Genomic DNA, 22,031 nt, shown 5'->3' with positions numbered 1-22,031 from the left:
GGCACATCATAACCACGTGGCGGGAACAACGATTCACCGGCCATTCACGTATTCGAACCCACCGTGGCCACTCTCACGACACAAATGATCCGCCCCCGGGCGGGACCGGGGGCGGATCACGATCACCGAACGATCCGGGGATCAGTCCTCTGTCGAGGCGGTCACCGACGACGACGGCTGCCGGGCCGCCGCGGTCTTCTTCGACGCCGCCTTCTTCGCGGTCGTCTTGGCGGTGGTCGTCTTGGTGGCGGCCGACTTGGTGGTCTTGGCCGCCGCCTTCTTGGCCGTCGTCTTCTTGGCGGCGGTCTTCTTGGCCGCCGTCTTCTTCGTGGCGGCCTTCTTCGCCGTGGCCTTCTTGGCCGCCTTGCGGGCGGTCTTCTTGGCCGGGGCGGCCTCGGTCCCGGCTACGGCCTCGGTCTCGGGCTCGGCTTCCTCGGCAGGCGCCGTGTCCGTCGCCGTCTCCGTCGCCGCCGACGGGACGACCACGACGGCCGTCTCCTCGGACGCGGTCGGCGTGCTCGGCTTGCGCACCGCGCGGCGGCGCGGACGGGCCGGGGCCGCGGTCCCGTCGGACGCCTCGGCGGGTGCCTCGGACGGGACCTCCTCGGGCTTCGGCGCGGGCGCCTCGGCGACCGGGGCCGCGGGCTCCGCGACCGTCACCACCGCGACCTCCGCCCCCGCCGGTGAACCGGCCGGCGCGGACACCTTGCGGGTGGCCCGGCGACGCGTACGGCCCTTGGGCGCGGCCTCCTCCGCGGCCGGCTCGACCGGCTCGGGGACCACCGCGTCCTCGACGGCCGCGGGCTCGGCCAGCGCCTCGGCGGCCGGCTCCGGCCGCACCGGACGCGCGGCCTCCTCGGCGGCCGTCACGTCCTGCGCCGTCGGAACCTCGGCCTCGGCCTCCTCGGCCTTCCGCCGCTCGGCCCTGGCCGACCGCTTCGGCGCGCCCGCCGGAGCCGACACCCGCCGGCTCGCCCGGCGGCGCGTGCGCCCACGGGTGGCCGCGGCCTCCGCCTCGGCGGCGCTGCTGTACAGCTCCTCGTCGGGGACGAACTCGGGTGCGGGGAGCGCGACCGGCTCGGCGGTCTCGGCGGCGACCTCGGCCGCCGTCTCCGTCTCCGCCTCCTCCTCGGCCGTCTCCACGCCCACGATCACCTCGTGCTCGTGCTCGTGCGGCTGGTCCGCCGCGCCGGCCCGCGCCCGCTTCCGGCGCTTGCCGCCGCCACCTGCGGCCGCGGGCTGGTCCAGGTGCACGATGACACCGCGCCCGTTGCAGTGGACGCAGGTCTCCGAGAACGACTCCAGCAGGCCCTGGCCGACCCGCTTGCGGGTCATCTGCACCAGACCCAGCGAGGTCACCTCGGCGACCTGGTGCTTCGTACGGTCCCGGCCCAGGCACTCCAGCAGGCGCCGCAGCACCAGGTCCCGGTTGGACTCCAGCACCATGTCGATGAAGTCGATGACGATGATGCCGCCGAGGTCGCGCAGCCGGAGCTGGCGCACGATCTCCTCGGCCGCCTCCAGGTTGTTCCTGGTGACCGTCTCCTCCAGGTTGCCGCCCTGGCCGGTGAACTTGCCGGTGTTGACGTCGACCACGACCATCGCCTCGGTCCGGTCGATCACCAGTGAACCGCCGCTGGGCAGCCACACCTTGCGGTCCAGCGCCTTGGCGAGCTGCTCGTCGATCCGGTAGGTGGCGAAGACGTCGACCTCGCTGGTCCACCTGGACAGCCGCCCGGCCAGGTCCGGCGCCACGTGCGACACGTACCCGTGGATGGTCTCCCAGGCGTCGTCACCGCTGACGACGACCTTGGAGAAGTCCTCGTTGAAGATGTCCCGCACGACCCGGACGGTCATGTCCGGCTCGCCGTACAGCAGCGTCGGCGCGCTGCCGGCACCGTTCTTGGCCTTCTTCTTGATCTCTTCCCACTGCGCCTGCAGCCGCTCGACGTCCCGGCGCAGCTCCTCCTCGCTCGCGCCCTCGGCGGCGGTGCGCACGATGACGCCCGCGTCCTCGGGGACGATCTTCTTGAGGATGGTCTTCAGCCGGGCCCGCTCGGTGTCGGGCAGCTTGCGGCTGATGCCGGTCATCGAGCCCTCGGGGACGTACACGAGGTAGCGGCCCGGGAGGGAGACCTGGCTGGTGAGGCGGGCACCCTTGTGGCCGATCGGGTCCTTGGTGACCTGCACCAGGACCGACTGGCCGGACTTCAGCGCGGACTCGATGCGGCGCGGGCCGCCCGACATGCCGAGCGCCTCGAAGTTGACCTCACCGGCGTACAGCACGGCGTTGCGGCCCTTGCCGATGTCGATGAAGGCGGCCTCCATCGACGGCAGCACGTTCTGCACCTTGCCGAGGTAGACGTTGCCGACGTACGAGGTCGCCTGCTCCTTGTTGACGTAGTGCTCGACGAGCACGTCGTCCTCCAGGACGCCGATCTGCGTACGGTCGCCGTGCTGGCGGACCACCATCACGCGCTCGACGGCCTCGCGGCGGGCCAGGAACTCGGCCTCGGTGATGATCGGCACCCGGCGGCGGCCCTGCTCACGGCCCTCGCGGCGGCGCTGCTTCTTCGCCTCCAGACGCGTGGAGCCCTTGATGGACTGCACCTCGTCCGACGGCTCGGCCTTCGGACGCGGCTCGCGGACCTTGACGACGGTGCGCTCGGGGTCGTCGGCGGTCGTCTCGGCCTCGCCGCCGCCGTCACCGGCGCGGCGACGACGGCGACGACGGCGCCGGCTGCTGCTGGACCCGGAGTCCTCGCGGTCCTCGGCCTGCTCGGCCTCCTCCTCGGCGTCCTCCTCGACCTGCTCGGCGGTGTCCTCGGCGTCCTGGGCGGCCTGCTCGGCGGAGACGTCCGCGGGCTCGCCGCCCTCGGCGTCGGTCTCGACGGAGTCACCACGCCGGCGGCGACGGCCGCCGCGGCGACGGCGACGGCGCGAACCGGCGGCCTCGCTGTCGTCCTGGTCGTCGTCGGCCTCGGCGTGGTCCTCGGCCTGCTCCTCGGTCTCCTCCGCCTCGTCCTCGGCGCGGGTCTCGGGAGCGGCCTCGGGCTCCTCGCCCCGGCGCCGGCGACGGCGGCGGGAGGCGGCGGGCAGCTCCTCGGCCGGCTCCTCGGCCCGCTCCGGCTCCGCCGCCGGTGCGGCGACCTCGGCGGCCGCTTCGGCGGCGGCCCGCTCGGGGGTCTGGAAGCGGGGCTCGGTGAACACCGGCGGCTGGAACACGGCGACGGCCGGACGCGCGGGGCGCCGCGACGGGGTCTCCGCCTCGCCGGACGCGGCGGGCTCGGCGAAGCCGGCGGCGGCCTTGCGGACCACCCGGCGCCGGCGCCGCGGAGCGGCCTCGTCGGTGACGGACCCGGGGGCCTGAACGGGCGTGGAGGCCTGCGCGGGCTCAGGGGCCTGCACGGGTTCGGGGGCCGGTGCGGGCTCAGGGGCCTCGGCCACCGGGGTCTCCTCGGCGGCGGGCGCGTCGGCACGCCGCGTGGCACGACGCCGGGAACGGCGCGGAGCGGCGTCCTCGGCCACGGCTTCCCCGGCCTCGGGGGCGGTCTCCGGGGCCGCGGGGGCCTCGGTCGTGGCCTCGGCGGTCTCGGTGGACACCTCCGAGGAGGTCACGCCGCGCGTGGCGCGACGCCGGGAACGGCGCGGAGCGGCGTCCTCGGGCACGGCTTCCCCGGCCTCGGGGGCGGTCTCCGGGGCCGCGGGGGCGGTCTTGGGGGTTTCGGTGGTCGCGGTGGTCGCCGTCGGCGAGGTCACGCTGCGGGTCGCACGGCGCCGGGTACGGCGCGGGGCCGCGTCCTCGGCCGTGTCCGCGGCGACGGCGGGCTGCTCGGGAGCGGGAGCCGTCCCGGGCGTGGCGGGCGTCGCCGGTACGACGGTCTCGGCGGCCTCCGCCGACTCGGGTGCCCCGGCCGGCGCGGCCGCGCGGCGGACCACACGACGACGCCGGGGCGCGGCGGCCGGGGCCTCGACGGGCTCGGCCTCCTGCTCCGCCTCGGCCTCGACGCCCTCCTGCTCCCCGAGCTCATCGGGCTCGGGGGCCTCCGCGGCCGGTATGGCCGGCGCGACGGTCTCGGCCGTCACCTCGGCCGCCCCGGCGGGCGGGCCCGCCGGGCGGGACGCGGCACGGCGCCGCCGCCTCGGCGGCAGGGTGTCGCTGGGGGTGTTCGGTTCGGAGCCCTCGGTGGGCTCGATCGGTTCGAGCATGCGGGCGTTTCTCCCGTCAGGCTCCCGGGCGCCGCACCTGGTCCGGCGATGCCGGTGACGTCCGCGGCTCGCGCGGTGCGCGATCGCCGCCGTCCGGGGCGCGGGCGCCGCACGGGAGCACTCTGTGTCCTGTCTCGCCGGTTCCGTACACCGAATGCGTACGGCCTGGCGAAAGTCTTGTGGTCGGTGCGCTGCCCGACCCAGGTGGCTCCCGAGTTCGAGGGCGGCGCTTACGACATCCGTCCCTTCGCGGGACCTTCCTTACGCCGGCGCCGTCGCGGTGGCAGTGGCGCCGGCCGGTTGCGGCTCGGTCGCTGCTGCCTCGCGGTCGGGCGCGAGCGGGTCGGTCACCGTGCCGGTCTCTTCATCGAGCAGCCCCTGCGCCAGCCTGGTCACCGCTGCGGGGACCGGCGGCGCCAGGTCGGCCACGGCGCGGAGACCGGACAGGACGTCGTCGGGTCGTACGGCAGGCGTCACGTGCCGAACAACCAGCCGCAGTATCGCACAGGGCCGGTCGGTCGGCCTATCAGGCCGCGACGAGTACGTCTCCGCGCTCTCCAGGCCCACGACCGCCGGGCGGGCGTCGAAGGTGCGGATGCCGTTCTTGGTCCGGCGCTGGACCTCGACGGTCTCGGCCGCGTTGAAGACGTCCACCGCGCGGCGGGCGTCCTCGGGGCCGACGCCGTCCAGCCGCAGCTCCCACACGGAAGCCGTCAGCCGGTCGGCCAGACCCGAGGTGCGGGCCTCGACCGCCTCGATGATGTCGAGTCCGGCGGGCATCGACTCGTCGAGGAGGACCCGGAGCCGCTCCGGGTCACGCGGCTCGGTGAGCGCGATCTCCAGATACTCCGCCTCACTGCCCGTGCCGGTGGGTGCGGCATTGGCGTACGACACCTTCGGGTGCGGTGTGAACCCCGCCGAGTACGCCATCGGCACCTCGGCGCGGCGCAGCGCACGCTCGAAGGCGCGCTGGAAGTCACGGTGGCTGGTGAACCGGAGGCGGCCGCGCTTGGTGTAGCGCAGTCGGATGCGCTGCACCGCGGGTGCGGGCGGCGGGCCTTCGGGCTGTCGCTTGCCCAGGGGAACTACTCCTTGTGTACGGCGGTCGGACCGAGCCGCATCCCCGCGTCGGCGGGAACACTTCACCCGGTCTTCTTTTCTAGAGTACGCGTTACCGCCGCCACAGGTTCCCGCCGGTGCGTGAGCTGCGGTTTCCCCGGTTCCGCGGCCGGTTCGCCGAACAGCGCCCGGCGGAGGTCGGCACGTGCCTGCCGCACCGACGCGCGGGCGGCGGCGAGGGCCTGCCGGCCGGCCCGGCCCACCGCGCGGGCGGCGTTCCCGACGGGCCGCAGCACCGCGTCGCGCACCACGTGCCCCACCGGCGTCAGCACACTCCAGTACACCCAGCGCACCGGCTCCACGAACACCCACCGGAAGAGCCTCCCCAGAAACCGCCCCACGGCGAGGGACACGTACCCGGCGATCCGCCAGGCATGCCCGAGGGCGTCCCCGGCCTCCCGCGCGACGACCGCGAGCACACGCCCGACGGGCACCAGCACCCACCGCCACACCGCGAGCGCGGGCAGCACCAGCAGGATCCGGGCGATCCAGTACAGCCCCGTACCGATCCCGGTGACGGCCGTCGCCACCAGCCGCACCAGCCCCTTCCCGCACCAGGCGACCACCCGCCCCACCGGCGCCAGAACCCACCGGTACGACCACAGCGCGGGCACGACGACGAGACACCGCCCCAGCCACACCACGGCCGCCCACGCCCCGGTCCCGATCGGTGTCAGCACACGCGCGTACAGCCATGCGGCCCCATGACCGAGGGGAGTCAGCACATGGCGGTAGAACGCGATGGCCGGAAGGACCAGCAGCACCTTCCCGAGCCACGCCAGCCCCTTGCCGGACGGCACCAGGACATACCGCCACAGCCCCACGGACGGCCACACGAACACCGCCCGCCCCACCCACAGCAGTGCCCGCCCGAGAGGCCGCAGCAGCGTGCCGTTCAGGAACCGTCCGACGACGACCAGCGCGTCCCACGCCATCCGCACCGGCACGACCAGCACCAACGCCACGATCCGCACGGGAACGCGGATCGCCACGACGAGACACCCCTCGCCCGCGGGCGCGGCGGCCGGCGGACCGGCCGGCTTCTCGATATCCATACCCACGAAGACGCAGGCGCGGCCCGCCCGGATCCCACCCGCACGATGTTGTTTACCTCATATGCTGAACGCCGATCCGACATAAGAATTCCGCGACTTATGTAAAGCGATTTTTCCTACGGCCGTTCACTCATTCGCCACGCATCCAAGCGAAACAGCCACCGTTAGTCGCTATATGACGAAGGCAAGCATGTCCGGGCTCATCAGGTCCGACGGGGGGAATTCATGGAAATCCGACCTCGCCGCCCACTGGATCGGCGAGGCCGCCTGACATGAATGACGAACGCTACGACCCTCTCGTCTACGCGGAGCCCATGGAAACGTCCGTACCGCACTGGGACCCGGCCGAGGAACTCGCCTATCTGCTCCAGGAAGCCCGCGGCGAGGAAGCCTCCGGCCTCACCATGCCCGGACCCCGCGAGGAGACCTCGGTCACCGCTCCCCCGGCCGGCAGCCCCATGGACAACCTGCAGGAGATCACGGCGGAACTGCCACCCCTGCGCGCGTCACCGCGCGGCCACCGCAAACCCCCGCGCAGACGCCCCGACGCACTGCGCCTCGCCAGCTACACCATCGCCGCCCTGGCAGCGGTCACCGTGTCGATGGTGAGCGTCTTCAGCGGCGTCGTCACCTACGAACCCCTGCTCCTCGTCACCACGGCCCACAGCAGCGGCAGTTCCTCGGCCTGGTGGCCCGTACTGGTCTACGGCCCCTGGCTGGCGGGCTCGCTGTCCATCCTCCGCGCGGCACTGCACCAACGGCGCGCCCTGCACTCGTGGTTCGTCGTCCTCCTCTTCTCACTCGTCGCCATCGTGCTCTGTGTGGCCCAGGCCCCCCGGACGCTCACCGACACGGCCGCCGCGGCCCTCCCGGGCGTGGCCGCCCTGGCCTGCTTCCAGCAACTCGTCCGCCAGATCACCCTCACCCGCCCACCCCGCCGCGCCTCGGCCCGCCACCGCCTGCGGTCCCCCATGGACCACCCCGCACCGCTCACCGATCCCGGCAAACAGGAACGTTTCCGGGCCCCGGCCCGCTCCTACCGGCGTGACACGCCCTCCACCCGGCACCCCGGACAGCACACCCTGTAGGCCCCCGCTGCCGACGGACCGGTACACCGCCGGCAGCGGAAAACCTCTCAGCGGCCCCCGCCGACGGCGGGGGCCGCGTCGTCCCGGGCGAACGGGGAAGGACGACGCCCTCCGTGACGGTCCCTCCGTCCCGTCGAAGGCGATCACGTCATGCCCCGTACGAAGGCAACCCCCCACGGCTCTGCCGGGTCTTACGGGCATGATCAGACACCTTGCCCGTACAGGTGCGGTGCTCACCCTCGCGTCCCTGCTCCTGACCGCCTGCTCCGGCGGTCAGGACACCTCCGCCGGGCACCCCGCCGCCAAGCACCCCGTCTTCGACCAGAAGCTCAGCCTCCAGATCTTCCACGCCCTGCGCCAGACACAGAAGGCGGGCAGCGCCGACTTCGTCCAGACCACGACCTTCGCGTCGAAGAAGGGCCGGGCGGTGCAGACCGTCAGCGGGCGGATGGACTTCGGGAAGGGAACGGGCGAGGTGACCACGGGGTGGAACCTGCCGAAGAAGCTCCCCCAGGACACGAAGGACACGCTCCTGGGCGTCACCCCGGGCAAGGGCAACGCCGCCACCTCGGCACGCGTCCTCGTCGACTTCCAGCACATCCACTACCGCGCCGGATCGGCGGCGTACTGGCTCCGGTACACGACGGACGACACCGGTCGGGACCTCGGCATCGACAACATCGGCCACCTGCGCGGAACCGAAGGACCCGTGGGCGGCACCCTCCTCGAAGGACTCGGCGCCGCGGAGGCGACATCCCGGCGGACCGACGGCTCCCAGCGCGTCTACGAGGCGGACATGCCCGCCGACGCAGCCAGGCACCTGTTCCCCGAGGACCTCACGCACGAACTGTCCGTCCCCTTCCCCGGCGGATCCTCCGGCACGAGCGCCCCGCTGCCGACGACCGTCTCCGTGGACGGCCGGGGACGCGTCACCCACGTGCGGACCGACCTCTCGACGACCCTGGGGAAGGAGGGCAGCGCGTTCGAGGACATGACCTCCCTGACCATCGACCTCCGGCTCTCCGGGCACGGTGCGTCGAAGCCCGCCGCGAAGCCCGACGGACCTGTCCGGCCGGCCTCCGAGGCGGTCCGCTCCGTCGACGCGGTGAAACCCGGCGGCTGCGTCGACTTCAGCACGGGCCAGCGGCTCATGGACACCGTCGTGGACGTGCCGTGCTCGGGCGCGCACGACGGCAGGATCTTCGCGCAGAGAACACTCGGCACGGGCCCCTATCCGGGCAGCACGGCCGCCCGGGAGGAAGCCGCCGCCGCCTGCCGCACCGCCTATCGCACCGCCCCCGGGCCATGGGTCTCCGGGACGGACCGGGCCGGAGAGTACTGGCACATGTGGTCCAAGCGGGAGCAATGGGAACAGAGTGGAGGACACGCCAGCTGTTACGTCGTCACCACCAAGGACGCCTCCTGAGGCAGGTGGCGGAAGTCCGTGACCGGGCGGCCCGAAGCAGGGCGGCCCGGTCACCCGGGTGAGAAGGGCGAGGCCGTGCCCCACCGGCCGCGCACGGCACGGCGGCCGCCTCGCCCTCACCCGCCTCCGGGGCCCCGATCACCCGATCGAGGCCCCGCTCACATCAGTGAACGTGCCCGCTCGTCGCGGGCGCGGCGTTCTTGACCGTCAGCGGCAGCAACTTCTTGCCGGTGGGGCCGATCTGGATGGACGTGTCCATCTGAGGACACACGCCGCAGTCGAAGCACGGGGTCCAGCGGCAGTCCTCGACCTCCGTCTCGTCGAGGGCGTCCTGCCAGTCCTCCCAGAGCCAGTCCTTGTCGAGGCCGGAGTCGAGGTGGTCCCAGGGGAGGACCTCCTCGTAGGTGCGCTCGCGGGTGGTGTACCAGTCGACGTCGACGCCGAAGGGGGCCAGCGCCTTGTCGGCGCAGTTCATCCAGCGGTCGTACGAGAAGTGCTCGCGCCAGCCGTCGAACCGGCCGCCGTCCTCGTAGACCGCGCGGATGACCGCGCCGATGCGGCGGTCGCCGCGCGAGAGCAGGCCCTCGACGATGCCGGGCTTGCCGTCGTGGTAGCGGAAGCCGATCGAGCGGCCGTACTTCTTGTCGCCGCGGATCTTGTCGCGGAGCTTGGCCAGGCGCTCGTCCGTCTGCTCGGCGGAGAGCTGCGGGGCCCACTGGAAGGGGGTGTGCGGCTTGGGGACGAAGCCGCCGATGGAGACGGTGCAGCGGATGTCGTTGGAGCCGGAGACCTCGCGGCCCTTGGCGATCACACGGGTGGCCATGTCGGCGATCTGGAGGACGTCGTCGTCGGTCTCGGTGGGCAGGCCGCACATGAAGTACAGCTTCACCTGGCGCCAGCCGTTGCCGTAGGCGGTGGCGACGGTCCGGATGAGGTCGTCCTCGGAGACCATCTTGTTGATGACCTTGCGGATGCGTTCCGAGCCGCCCTCGGGGGCGAAGGTGAGGCCGGAGCGGCGGCCGTTGCGGGTCAGCTCGTTCGCCAGGTCGATGTTGAAGGCGTCGACGCGGGTGGAGGGGAGGGAGAGGCCGATCTTGTCGTCCTCGTAGCGGTCGGCGAGGCCCTTGGCGATGTCGCCGATCTCCGAGTGGTCGGCACTCGACAGCGACAGCAGGCCGACCTCCTCGAAGCCGGTCGCCTTCAGGCCCTTGTCGACCATCTCGCCGATGCCGGTGATCGAGCGCTCCCGGACCGGGCGGGTGATCATGCCGGCCTGGCAGAAGCGGCAGCCGCGGGTGCAGCCGCGGAAGATCTCCACGGACATGCGCTCGTGGACGGTCTCGGCGAGCGGGACGAGGGGCTGCTTGGGGTAGGGCCACTCGTCGAGGTCCATCACCGTGTGCTTGGAGACGCGCCACGGGACGCCCGACCTGTTCGGTACGACGCGGGCGATACGGCCGTCGGGGAGGTACTCGACGTCGTAGAAGCCGGGGACGTACACCCCGCCGGTCTTCGCCAGGCGGAGGAGGAGTTCCTCGCGGCCGCCGGGGCGGCCCTCCTCCTTCCAGGCGCGGATGATCCGCGTGACCTCCAGGACGGCCTGCTCGCCGTCGCCGATGACCGCGCAGTCGATGAAGTCGGCGATCGGCTCGGGGTTGAAGGCGGCGTGGCCGCCGGCCATGACGATCGGGTCGTCCAGCGTCCGGTCCCTGGCCTCCAGGGGGATGCCGGCCAGGTCGAGGGCGGTGAGCATGTTGGTGTAGCCGAGCTCGGTGGAGAAGCTCAGGCCGAACACGTCGAAGGCCTTCACCGGGCGGTGGCTGTCGACGGTGAACTGGGGGACGTCGTGTTCCCGCATCAGCGCCTCGAGGTCCGGCCAGACGCTGTAGGTGCGCTCGGCGAGGACGCCGTCCTGTTCGTTGAGGACCTCGTAGAGGATCATGACGCCCTGGTTGGGCAGTCCGACCTCGTAGGCGTCGGGGTACATGAGCGCCCAGCGGACGTCGCAGCTCTCCCACGGCTTGACCGTGGAATTGAGCTCTCCGCCGACGTACTGGATCGGCTTCTGCACATGCGGGAGCAGAGCTTCGAGCTGCGGGAACACAGACTCGGCGGCTTCGGCAGGCATCTCGCGAACCTTTGTGTGCTGAGTGGGGTGACCATTCAGCGTAACGCGGCCGGAGGGGTACTCCCTACGTTGTCCAGGGCCGGAGGTCCTCGGTGATGGAGGTCCAGGCTTCGGGGAGGGCGGCCTCGGCGCGCTCCGCGCGGTGTTCCTCGCGGGCGTGGAGGACGCCGTAGGTGAAGGCGCTCTCACCGGCCGCGTGGGCGACGGCGGCGAGCTCGCGGAGGGTCCGGCGGGCCATGACGCTGTCCTGGTGGTCGCCGAGCAGGCCCTGGAGCGCCTTCATGTCCTTGACGAGGCCGTCCGCCGGTCTGCCGAGCGCGGGGGCGGCGGCCTCGGCGGCGTAGCGGGTGCGCTTGGTCTTCTTGCGGGCCTCGTGCAGGGCGACGTCGCGGTCGGTGCCGGGCGGGAGGTCGAGGGCGCGGGTGACGAGACCGGTGAGCTTGTCGAGGTCCTTGCGTACGGCCTTGGTGAGGGCCTTCTCCGGCTTGGCTCCGGCCTTCTTGCGCAGGGGCGGGTCGGCGAGCAGGGCGTCCAGGGTGTCGAGGAGGGTGAGGTACCGGCGGGAGTCGAGGATGCCGGTGAGGCGGCCGTGGGCTCCGGCGTGGCGGGCCTCGGCCCAGGTGGTGAGCCGGTGGCCGACGGGGCCGGCGACGAGGGCGTCGGGCAGGCCGGCGAGGGAGGAGCGGAGGCGTTCGGCGAGCACCTCCTGGTCGCGGTCCAGGCCCAGCTCGGCGGCCAGCCACTTCAGGTCGGCGCCGAGGGGGTCGGTCGCCTCACGGTCGAGGACGGCGCGGAAGGTGCGGAAGGTGCTGCGCAGGCGGCGGGTGGCGACTCTCATGCGGTGCACGGAGTCGGGGACGTCCTGGCGCACGGCGGGATCGAGCTCGACGAGGGCGTCACGCTGGGCTCGGACGTAGGCGAGGACGTGGTCGCCGGCGGTGACGGGTTTCCCGGCCGGCCGTGGCCGGTGTTTCCGCTTCGGGGCGGCCTCGGGTGCCGTGGCGGGTGTGCGGGGGGCCGTCGCGGCCGTGGTGGCGTCCGGTGCCGTGTCGGCGAGTGCTCTGGCCAGTTTCGAGGCCGAGGCCGAGGGGCGTACGCCGGCCTTGCGCAGGCGTTTGTCGACCTTGTCGAGGAAGGCGGGGTCGGCGTCGTCGGCGAGTTCGACCTCGATCTCGGTCCACCGGGCGGTGCCGCCGGTGCCGGTGAGGCGTTCGGCGTGGACGGTGTCGACGCTGACCTCGGCGAGCAGCCGGCCGTCGGCGTCGACGAGGTGGCGTACGTCGCGGTCGGAGCGCAGCCGGACGACGGGCAGCAGTGCGTGGTCGCGGACGCGGGAGCGGACGAGGGCGGCGAGTTCGTCCGGGAGGGTGTCGGAGAGCGGGGCGCGGATCTCGTCGCGCACTCCGGGGGCGACGGGGAACTTCAGATGCCAGCCGGCGTCGGAGCCGCCGGTGCGGCGGCGCAGGGTGACGGAGGACGCGGCGAGGCGTGTGTCGGCGGTGTCGTGGTAGGTGGCGTCGAGGTGGGTGACGCCCTTGTCGAGGACGGTCGCCACGCCGGGTACGCGGGTCAGGTCGGGCAGTCCGCTGTCGTCGGACTCGTACTTCCGCTCGATCTCGCGCTTGGTGTCCGCCATGAGGTGAATGTATCCGCCGCGGGCGAATCCAGTCGTGGATGCGGAGCGGCGGTGGGCCGCCGCTCCGCGCCCGGGACGGCATCCTCTACGCGGACATCGGCCGTTGTATCCGGATGGACTGGAGCAGGCCCACGGCCAGCCAGACGGCGAACATGGAGGAGCCGCCGTAGGAGACGAACGGCAGGGGGAGGCCGGTGACGGGCATGATGCCGAGGGTCATGCCGATGTTCTCGAAGGCCTGGAAGGCGAACCAGGCGACGATGCCGGCGGCGACGATCGTGCCGTACAGGTCGGTGGTGTCGCGGGCGATGCGGCAGGCGCGCCAGAGGATGATGCCGAGCAGGCCGATGATCAGTGCGCCGCCGACGAAGCCGAGTTCCTCACCGGCGACGGTGAAGACGAAGTCGGTCTGCTGTTCGGGCACGAACTGGCCGGTGGTCTGGGAGCCCTGGAAGAGGCCGGAGCCGGTCAGTCCGCCGGAGCCGATGGCGATGCGGGCCTGGTTGGTGTTGTAGCCGACGCCGGCGGGATCGAGCTCGGGGTTGGCGAAGGCGGCGAAGCGGTTGATCTGGTACTCGTCGAGGATCCCGAGCTGCCAGACGGTGACCGCGCCGGCGGCGCCGGCGCCGATCAGGCCGAAGACCCAGCGGTTGGAGGCGCCGGAGGCGAGCAGCACACCGAGCACGATGATGACCATGACCATGACCGACCCGAGGTCGGGCATGAGCATCACGATCAGCATGGGGACGACGGCCAGTCCGAGGGCCTGGAGGACCGTGCGGTGATCGGGGTAGGGCTTGTCGCCGGCGTCGACGCGGGCGGCGAGCAGCATCGCCATGCCCAGGATGATCGTGATCTTCACGAACTCGGAGGGCTGGAGGGAGAAGCCGCCGGGGAGCTTGATCCAGGAGTGGGCGCCGTTGATGGTGGAGCCCAGCGGGGTGAGCACCAGCAGGATCAGGAAGACGGAGGCGCCGTACAGCAGGGGCACGGCCGTGCGCAGGGTGCGGTGGCCGAGCCAGAGGACGCCGATCATCAGGGCCACCCCGATGCCGGTGTTGAGCCAGTGCCGGACCAGGAAGTAGTAGGGGTCGCCCTGGTTGAGTTCGGTGCGGTTGCGGGTGGCCGAGTAGACCAGGAGCGAGCCCAGCAGGGACAGGGCGAGCGCCGAGAACAGTATCGGCCAGTCGAGGCGCCGGGCCAGGGAGTCACGGGCGAAGACCCGTGTCCAGCCGGCCCGCTCCGGTCCGTATCCGGAGACCTGGAAGCTGTTGACTCCGCCGGTCATGACGCTGTCCTCCGGAGTGCCTTTCCGGTGCCGGTGCCGCCGCGTCGTCGCCGGTGGCGACGGCGGGTCCGGCGGTCGGTGTTCTCCGGTGAGGGGACCGTGCCCGCCTGCTGCGGGCCGGCGGGGTCGTCGCCCTGCGGGTTGGTGGCCTGGGCGTCGGGCGAGGGGGACACCCGGTCCTTGGCGGGGTCCTTGGAGATCTTCGGGGAGGTGATGGTGCCGTCCGTGCGGACCTTCGGGAGGCTCTTCTGCGGCGTGGGCAGCAGCGCCTTCTTCTTGTCGATCTCGCCGTCCTCGGAGACGCCGTACAGGGCGTTGTAGATGTTGCGCACGGCGGGGCCCGAGGCGCCGGAGCCCGTACCGCCCTGGGAGATCGTCATGACGATCGAGTAGTCCTTGGTGTACGTGGCGAACCACGAGGTGGTCTGCTTGCCGTGGACCTCGGCGGTGCCGGTCTTGGCGTGCATCGGGATCTCGTCCTGCGGCCAGCCCCCGAATCGCCACGCGGCCGTACCGCGGGTGGCGACTCCCTCGAGGGCTTCGTCTATCTGGGCGAGCGTCTTCTTCGACGTGGGCAGCTTGCCGTGCGCCTTGGGCTCGATCTCCGTGACGGTCTTGCCGTCGGGGCTGATGACGGCCTTGCCGACGGTGGGGTCGTAGAGGGTGCCGCCGTTGGAGATGGCCGCGTAGATGGTGGCCATCTGGATGGGGGTGACGAGCGTGTCGCCCTGGCCGATGGAGTAGTTGACGGAGTCACCCGCGCGCAGCCGGTTGCCTTCGAGGCAGTTCTCGTAGGCGATCTTCTCCGCGTAGGTGCCGTCCTTCTTCCCGTACTTGCACCAGGCGTCCTTGTTGGCCGTCCAGTAGTCCAGCTTCCACTGGCGGTCGGGGACGCGGCCGGTGACCTCGTTGGGCAGGTCGATGCCGGTCTCCTCGCCGAGGCCGAACTGGTGGGCGGTCTTGTAGAACCAGTCGTTGGCGTTCTTCTTCGGCTTGTTGCCGCCGTCGCGCTTCCACTCCTGGTGGGCGAGGGCGTAGAAGACGGTGTCGCAGGACACCTCCAGGGCGCGGCCGAGGCTGATCGGGCCGTGGTTCTGGGACTCGAAGTTCTTGAAGACCTGGTTGCCGATGGAGTACGAGCTGGAGCAGTTGTAGGGGCCTTCGAAGGAGTAGCCGGCCTGTATGGCGGCGGCCGTCGGGATGACCTTGAAGATGGAGCCGGGTGCCGACTGGCCCTGGATGGCGCGGTTGAGCAGCGGGTAGTTGGACTTCTTGCCGGTGAGGTTCGCGTAGTCCTTGGCGGAGATGCCGCCGACCCAGGCGTTGGGGTCGTAGGTGGGGTTGGAGGCCATGGCGACGACGCGGCCGGTCTTGGCCTCCATGACGACGACGGCGCCGGAGTCGGCCTCGTAGTTGCGGTTGGTGTTGTGGTCGTGGACCTTGCGGGCTTCCTTCATCGCCTCGTTCAGCTGGTACTCGGCGATGCGCTGGACGCGGGCGTCGATGCTGGTGACGAGGTTGGCGCCGGGCTGGGCGGGGTCGGCCTCGGCCTCGCCGATGACGCGGCCGAGGTTGTCGACCTCGTAGCGGGTGACGCCGGCCTTGCCGCGCAGCTGCTGGTCGTACTGGCGCTCCAGGCCGGAGCGGCCGACCATGTCGGAGCGCAGGTAGGGCGAGCTGGTGTCCTGGGCCTTGGTGATCTCCTCGTCGGTGACGGGCGAGAGGTAGCCGAGGACCTGGGCGGTGTTGGCCTTGCCGGGGCTCGGGTAGCGGCGCAGGGCCTGCGGTTCGGCGGAGATGCCGGGGAAGTCCTCGGCGCGCTCGCGGATCTGCAGGGCCTGTTTGGGGGTGGCCTCGTCGGTGATGGGGATGGGCTGGTACGGCGAGCCGTTCCAGCAGGGCTGGGGGGTCTCGGCGTCGCAGAGGCGGACCTTCCGCCGGACCTCCTCGGCGTCCATGCCGAGGACGCCGGCGAGTTTGGTGAGGACCGCCTTGCCGTCGTCCTTCATCTTCAGCAGGTCGGTGCGGGAGGCGGAGACGACCAGGCGGGTCTCGTTGTCGGCGAGGGGGACTCCGCGGGCGTCCAGGATGGAGCCGCGGACCGCGGGCTGGACGACCTGCTGGACGTGGTTGCCGGAGGCCTCCTTGGCGTACTGGTCGCCTTCGCGGATCTGGAGGTACCACAGGCGCCCGCCGAGGGTGCCGAGGAGGGAGAGGACGAGGACCTGGACGACGACGAGCCGGATCTGGACCCGTGGGCTGCGGCCGGTCTCGGGAATGTTGGTCACGCGGCTTCCTCCTTCCTCGGAGCGCGTACGGCGGTGCGGGTACGAGTGATGAACGGCCGGGCCGTGTGCCCGCGTTCCGCCGCCCGTTCACTCGTTCCGGTGAAGTTCTGCGAGGTCACAGGCGCTTGACCCCCTTGATGCGTCCGGCGCGGGCTCCCCGGGCGCGGGCCGCCTTGACCCGCAGTCCGTTGCGCTGTCCGCCGATGCGCAGTCCGGTGCCGCCGGAGATCAAGCCGGAGGCGATGTCGCCGGACTTGGCGGGGTTGGTCTCGGCGAGCGGGTCGTTCTCGGCGCGCCGGGCCAGGGCCATGACGCCGGGGACGACGAACGGCGCGAGCAGCAGGTCGTACAGGGCGGCGGTGAACAGCAGTCCGCCCAGGCCGACATGGCGGGCGGCGGTGTCGCCGACGAGGGAGCCGACACCGGCGTAGAGCAGGGTGGAGCCGACGGCGGCGGCGACGACCACGACCATCGGGCCGCTCGCCGACTTCACCTGGCCGCTCTCGGGCTTGACGAGTCCGGCGAGGTAGCCGATGACGCACAGCACGAGGGCGTACCGCCCGGCGGCGTGGTCGGCGGGCGGGGCGAGGTCGACGAGGAGTCCGGCGGCGAAGCCGATGAGGGCGCCGCCGACATGGCCGTAGACCAGGGCGAGGCCGAGGACGGTGAGCAGCAGCAGGTCGGGGACGGCGCCCGGGAGGTGGAGGCGGGCGAGGACGCTCACCTGGATCACCAGGGCGACGACGATCAGCGAGCCGGCGAGCAGGATCCGGTTGACGCGCATGGGGGTGTCAGCTCCTACTGCTCTTGCTGGTTGAGGCCGTCGGCGGGGGCGGAGGGCGTGACGGTCACCGTCACGGTCGGCGTGGGGGTCGGCTTCGGCTTCTCGGGCAGCACCGTGTCGCGCGGGTCCTTCTCGGGGGCCTGGACGACGACGCCGACGACGTCGAGCTTGCTGAAGCTGACGAACGGCGTGACGGAGAGGGTGCGGGTGAGGTCGCCACCGGACGGGTCGACGCGGGAGACGACGCCGACGGGGACGCCGGGCACGAACGGCTTGTCGGCCTGCGAGCCGAAGGTGACCAGGCGGTCGCCCTTCTTGATCTCGGCCTTGCCGTTGAGGAGTTCGACGCGCAGCGGGCGGTCGCCCTGGCCGGAGGCGAAGCCGAGTTCGTCGGTGGACTCCATGCGGGTGCCGACGGTGAAGTCGGGGTCGGTGGCGAGCAGCACGGTGGCGGTGTCCGGGCCGACGGTGGTGACGCGGCCGACGAGTCCGTCGCCGTTGAGGACGGTCATGTCGCGTTCGATGCCGTCGTCGGCGCCGGCGTCGATGGTGATGGTCCAGGAGAAGCCCTGGGCCGCTCCTATGGCGATGACCTGGGCGCCCTTGATTCCGTACTGGCCCTGTCCGGAGACCTTCAGCAGCTTGTCGAGCTGCTTGAGGCGGCTGCGGCCGCGGTCGTCGCTGCCGAGTTCGGCCTTGAGCGCGGCGTTCTCCCGCTCCAGCTCGGCGAGCCGGTCGTGCCGGTCGCCGGACTCGCGGACGGCGGTGACCGCGTTGCCGATCGGGTCGACCGCGCCGGACACGCCGTTCTCGATCGGGCCGAAGACGGTCGCCGCGGCCTGCCGGGCACCGTCGACCGGTGAATCCTCCCCGCCGCGGATGTCCACCGTGATCAGTGCGAACGCGATGGCGATCAGCAGCACCAGGAGCAGCCGGCTCTCTCGTGTGTCCCTCACGTGCGGCGGCCGTGCCTTCCTCGTCGAGAACGGGTATGAGGTGGGGGGGGTCTGTTCAGGTGTATGAAAAGTGCGTTGAAGGTGCGTCAACGGCATTTCGAGGCGTTATGGGGGGATTTTGTGCCTCTATATCAACGATCCGCCGTACGGAAGAAGGTCGTCCCGTACGGCGGTGTCGAGGAGGTGGGTCATCTGCGCGGCTGGGCGTCGAGCACCTGCTGAAGCGCCTCGAACTCCTCGACGCACTTGCCGGAACCGAGCGCCACGCTGTCCAGCGGGTCCTCGGCGATGTGGATCGGCATGCCCGTCTCCCGGCGCAGCCGCTCGTCGAGGCCGCGCAGCAGCGCACCGCCGCCGGTCAGAACGATTCCCCGGTCCATGATGTCGCCGGACAGCTCCGGCGGGCACTTGTCGAGGGTCGTCTTGACGGCGTCCACGATGGCGTTGACCGGCTCCTCGATCGCCTTGCGCACTTCGGCGGCGGAGATGACGACGGTCTTCGGCAGTCCGGAGACGAGGTCCCGGCCGCGGATCTCGGTGTGCTCGTCGGTGTCCAGGTCGTACGCCGAACCGATCGTGATCTTGATCTGTTCGGCCGTCCGCTCACCCAGCAGGAGGGAGTACTCCTTCTTGATGTGCTGGATGATCGCGTTGTCCAGCTCGTCGCCCGCGACGCGGATGGACTGGGCGGTGACGATGCCGCCGAGAGAGATGACCGCGACCTCCGTGGTGCCGCCGCCGATGTCCACCACCATGTTGCCGGTGGCCTCGTGGACAGGCAGACCGGAGCCGATGGCGGCGGCCATGGGCTCCTCGATGATGTGCACCTGGCGGGCGCCGGCCTGGGACGACGCCTCGATGACGGCGCGGCGCTCGACGCCCGTGATGCCCGAGGGCACACAGACGACGACCCGCGGACGAGCCAGGTACCGCCGCTTGTGGATCTTCAGGATGAAGTAGCGGAGCATCCGCTCGGTGATCTCGAAGTCGGCGATGACGCCGTCCTTCAGCGGGCGCACGGCGACGATGTTGCCGGGGGTGCGTCCGATCATCTTCTTCGCCTCGGCGCCGACCGCGAGGATGCCACCGGTGTTGGTGTTGATCGCGACGACGGACGGCTCGTTGAGTACGATCCCACGACCCCTGACGTACACCAGCGTGTTGGCGGTCCCGAGGTCGACAGCCATGTCACGGCCGATGAACGACATTGAGTTCCCCATCAGGATTCGGCTGGCCTTCCCACGAGCTTTTGAGGGCATCTCAGGTCGGCGAGGTGGGTGCGGTGACGTGAATGCTTCCATCGTAGACGCGCCTTCGCGAGCACCGCGCGAGGGTCTTCGCCATTGTCATCAGATGGCGGGCCCCGCTGCTTGTGGAGACGGTCCATCGGGGGCAACCGTTCCCCCGAACGCCACGCATATGCCAGAAAAGGTCCGGGGGCAAAGCCCCCAGACCGTCCGACAGGCGGCCAAACGCGCCGGCCGCCACCGCGATGTGATCGTTATGCGCGGGATTCGCGCACGTCCGGGTGCGCGGGTTACGCGCGGCCCGGGAAGAAGATCTTCACCTCGCGCTCGGCGGACTCCTCGGAGTCGGAGGCGTGGATCAGGTTCTCCCGGACGATCACACCGAAGTCGCCGCGGATGGAGCCCGGCGCGGCGGCGATCGGGTCGGTGGGACCGGCCAGTTGGCGCACACCCTCGATGACCCGCTCACCCTCGACGATCATCGCCACGACCGGCCCGGAGGCCATGAACTCCACCAGCGGCTCGTAGAACGGCTTTCCCTTGTGCTCACCGTAGTGCTGCTCCAGCGTGTCCTGGTCCAGGGCCCGCAGCTCCAGCGCGGTGATCTGCCAGCCGGCCTTGCGCTCGATACGGCTGATGATCTCGCCGGTCAGGCCACGACGTACGGCGTCGGGCTTGAGGAGGACGAGGGTGCGCTGGGTCACGACGGAACTCCTTGTACGGGAAGTGGTGCGGGAGGACGAGATTACCGGGCGTGTCGGGACATCTGTCACGCAGCGTCAAGCCGCTCCGCCTGCGCGGCGAAACGGGCCTTCGCTTCGTCCACCTTTCGCCCGAAGTGCACCGAAGCCCACCACAGCAGCGCGAAGAGCGCGCCCATGAAGAACATCATCGGGACGAAGACACCGGAGGCGATCAGGGCGATCTGCAGCGCCCAGCCGAGGGCCACCCCGCCGGGCCGGGTGACCATCCCGCACAGGACCACGGACAGGAACATCGCGACACCGCAGACCGTCCACACCGTGCCGGTGGACAGGTCCTGGTCCTTCATCGCGACCAGTCCGGCGAATCCGATGATGAAGAACTCGCCGATCAGGGTCGAGGAGCAGAGCGTACGCACGGGATCTCAGCCCTTCCCCAGGAGCAGTCGGGCCTCGCCGACGGTGATGACGGAACCGGTGACGAGCACACCGCCGCCCGCGAACTCGCCCTCCTCCTCGGCCAGCGTGATCGCGGCCTCCAGGGCGTCCGGCAGCCGCGGCTCGACCTGGACGCGGTCCTCGCCGAACACCTCGACGGCGATGCCCGCCAGCTCGTCGGCGTCCATCGCGCGGTGGCTGGAGTTCTGGGTGACGACGACCTCGGCGAAGACCGGCTCGAACGCCTCCAGCAGCTCGCGCACGTTCTTGTCACCGCTCGCGCCGACCACGCCGATGAGCCGGCTGAACTGGAACGCCTCCCCGATCGCCGCGGCCGCCGCCCGCGCGCCCGCCGGATTGTGGGCGGCGTCCAGGACGACGGTCGGCGACCGCCGTACGACCTCCAGCCGGCCCGGGGAGGCGACGGCGGCGAACGCCTTGCGCACGGTGTCGATGTCCAGCGTCCGGGCGTGCTGCGCGCCGACGCCGAAGAACGCCTCCACGGCGGCGAGCGCCACGGCCGCGTTGTGCGCCTGGTGCTCGCCGTGCAGCGGCAGGTACACCTCGGGGTACTCGCCGCCCAGTCCGCGCAGCGTGACCAGCTGGCCGCCGACGGCGACCTGCCGGGCCACCACCCCGAACTCCAGGCCCTCGCGGGCCACCGTCGCGTCCACCTCCACGGCCTTCTTCAGCAGCACCTGCGCGGCGTCCACCGGCTGCTGCGCCATGATCACCGTCGCGTCCCGCTTGACGATGCCGGCCTTCTCGCCGGCGATCTCGGCGGGCGTGGTGCCGAGCCGGTCGGTGTGGTCGAGGTCGATCGGCGTCACCACGGCGACCCCGCCGTCGATCACGTTCGTCGCGTCCCAGCTGCCGCCCATGCCGACCTCGACGACCGCCACGTCCACGGGCGCGTCGGCGAAGGCGGCGTACGCCATGCCGGTCAGCACCTCGAAGAACGACAGCCGGTACTCCTGCGCGGAGTCGACCATCTCGACGTACGGCTTGATGTCCCGGTACGTCTCGATGAACCGCTCGGCGGTCACGGGCGCCCCGTCGAGACTGATCCGCTCGGTGATCGACTGGACGTGCGGGGAGGTGTAGCGGCCGGTGCGCAGCTCGAAGGCGCCGAGGAGGGCCTCGATCATGCGGGCGGTGGAGGTCTTGCCGTTGGTGCCGGTGATGTGGATCGAGGGGTACGAGCGCTGGGGCTCGCCCAGGACGTCCATCAGCGCGGCGATGCGGGCGACCGAGGGCTCGAGCTTGGTCTCGCCCCAGCGGGTGGCGAGCTCCGCCTCGACCTCGCGCAGGGCCTTGTCGACCTCGGGGTCGGCGGGGCGGGCGGGCACGTCCGCCTGGGGCGGGCCCCCCTGGGTGCGCAGGGTGCGGCTGCCCGCCTCGATCACGGCGAGGTCGGGGTCGCGGGTGGTCTCCGCGTCGATGATCTCGTCGAAGGAGTCGAGAGGGTCTGGCTGATCGTTCTCGCCGGGGATGTCGCTCACGGGGACCAGTCTACGGAGGCCGGCCGACGGGACACCCATGGAGTGGGGCGGCCGGTGCTCCGCGGCGCGTGCGCGTGCGTCCCGGCCGGCCGCGTCCACGCGGCGGAGCCGCCCGTCGGTACGGCCCCGCGCCCCCGCGTACCCGAAGGCTCCCGGTACCGACAGG

Annotated in this window: 15 protein-coding genes; 2 read left to right on the top strand and 13 right to left on the bottom strand. The window is 71.6% G+C overall.

Annotation, left to right across the window (positions count from 1 at the left end; all coding sequences use genetic code 11):
• Window positions 1-141 precede the first annotated feature (141 nt).
• The 3 genes from IH50_RS0106260 to IH50_RS0106250 form a co-directional block, all read right to left on the bottom strand.
• Window positions 142-4,209: an Rne/Rng family ribonuclease gene (locus tag IH50_RS0106260; protein WP_030858141.1), complete on the bottom strand. Its 4,068-nt coding sequence runs from the start codon at window positions 4,207-4,209 to the stop codon at window positions 142-144.
• 261 nt (window positions 4,210-4,470) lie between these two features.
• A complete protein-coding gene (locus IH50_RS0106255) occupies window positions 4,471-5,247 on the bottom strand; it encodes a TIGR03936 family radical SAM-associated protein (protein ID WP_030858140.1) in 777 nt (258 codons plus the stop codon).
• A 104-nt stretch (window positions 5,248-5,351) separates the two neighbouring features.
• Window positions 5,352-6,383, bottom strand: coding sequence for a hypothetical protein (locus tag IH50_RS0106250; protein WP_030858138.1), 1,032 nt, complete (start codon window positions 6,381-6,383; stop codon window positions 5,352-5,354).
• Window positions 6,384-6,655: 272 nt separating this feature from the next.
• Between IH50_RS0106250 and IH50_RS0106240 the strand changes: the two genes are divergently transcribed.
• Entirely contained in the window at window positions 6,656-7,471 is an 816-nt protein-coding gene (locus IH50_RS0106240) for a DUF2637 domain-containing protein (RefSeq protein WP_051767201.1), read from the top strand.
• Between the two features lie 199 nt (window positions 7,472-7,670).
• Window positions 7,671-8,897 carry a hypothetical protein gene (locus IH50_RS0106235; protein ID WP_030858134.1) on the top strand — a complete coding sequence of 409 codons (1,227 nt, stop codon included), beginning with the start codon at window positions 7,671-7,673 and terminating at the stop codon, window positions 8,895-8,897.
• 163 nt (window positions 8,898-9,060) lie between these two features.
• On the opposite strand, the gene IH50_RS0106230 is transcribed toward IH50_RS0106235, so the two are convergent.
• The 10 genes from IH50_RS0106230 to folC form a co-directional block, all read right to left on the bottom strand.
• Window positions 9,061-11,025, bottom strand: coding sequence for a TIGR03960 family B12-binding radical SAM protein (locus IH50_RS0106230; protein ID WP_030858132.1), 1,965 nt, complete (start codon window positions 11,023-11,025; stop codon window positions 9,061-9,063).
• Between the two features lie 64 nt (window positions 11,026-11,089).
• On the bottom strand, window positions 11,090-12,661 hold the full coding sequence (locus tag IH50_RS0106225) for a CYTH and CHAD domain-containing protein (RefSeq protein WP_030858130.1): 1,572 nt from the start codon (window positions 12,659-12,661) through the stop codon (window positions 11,090-11,092).
• Between the two features lie 85 nt (window positions 12,662-12,746).
• Entirely contained in the window at window positions 12,747-13,949 is a 1,203-nt protein-coding gene (gene rodA, locus IH50_RS0106220; protein ID WP_030858128.1) for a rod shape-determining protein RodA, read from the bottom strand.
• Window positions 13,946-16,237: a penicillin-binding protein 2 gene (gene mrdA, locus IH50_RS0106215; protein ID WP_030858127.1), complete on the bottom strand. Its 2,292-nt coding sequence runs from the start codon at window positions 16,235-16,237 to the stop codon at window positions 13,946-13,948. The genes rodA and mrdA overlap by 4 nt, the downstream gene beginning before the upstream one ends.
• A 115-nt stretch (window positions 16,238-16,352) precedes the next feature.
• Window positions 16,353-17,021: a rod shape-determining protein MreD gene (gene mreD, locus IH50_RS0106210; protein WP_030858125.1), complete on the bottom strand. Its 669-nt coding sequence runs from the start codon at window positions 17,019-17,021 to the stop codon at window positions 16,353-16,355.
• 14 nt (window positions 17,022-17,035) lie between these two features.
• Window positions 17,036-17,977: a rod shape-determining protein MreC gene (mreC, locus tag IH50_RS0106205; protein ID WP_030858123.1), complete on the bottom strand. Its 942-nt coding sequence runs from the start codon at window positions 17,975-17,977 to the stop codon at window positions 17,036-17,038.
• Window positions 17,978-18,165: 188 nt separating this feature from the next.
• A complete protein-coding gene (locus IH50_RS0106200; RefSeq protein ID WP_006133575.1) occupies window positions 18,166-19,185 on the bottom strand; it encodes a rod shape-determining protein in 1,020 nt (339 codons plus the stop codon).
• 329 nt (window positions 19,186-19,514) lie between these two features.
• Window positions 19,515-19,928, bottom strand: coding sequence for a nucleoside-diphosphate kinase (gene ndk, locus IH50_RS0106195; RefSeq protein ID WP_030818434.1), 414 nt, complete (start codon window positions 19,926-19,928; stop codon window positions 19,515-19,517).
• A gap of 65 nt (window positions 19,929-19,993) precedes the next feature.
• Entirely contained in the window at window positions 19,994-20,344 is a 351-nt protein-coding gene (locus IH50_RS0106190; protein WP_030858119.1) for a DUF4233 domain-containing protein, read from the bottom strand.
• A 6-nt stretch (window positions 20,345-20,350) separates the two neighbouring features.
• Window positions 20,351-21,904 (bottom strand): bifunctional tetrahydrofolate synthase/dihydrofolate synthase, encoded by a 1,554-nt coding sequence (gene folC, locus IH50_RS0106185; protein ID WP_420709021.1) that lies wholly within the window; start codon window positions 21,902-21,904, stop codon window positions 20,351-20,353.
• Between the last annotated feature and the right edge of the window lie 127 nt (window positions 21,905-22,031).

It is taken from the genome of Streptomyces sp. NRRL S-37 (assembly GCF_000721605.1).
GTDB lineage: Bacteria > Actinomycetota > Actinomycetes > Streptomycetales > Streptomycetaceae > Streptomyces.
The sequence above is the reverse complement of the archived record's forward strand: the minus strand, read 5'-3'. Positions and strand labels throughout refer to the sequence as shown.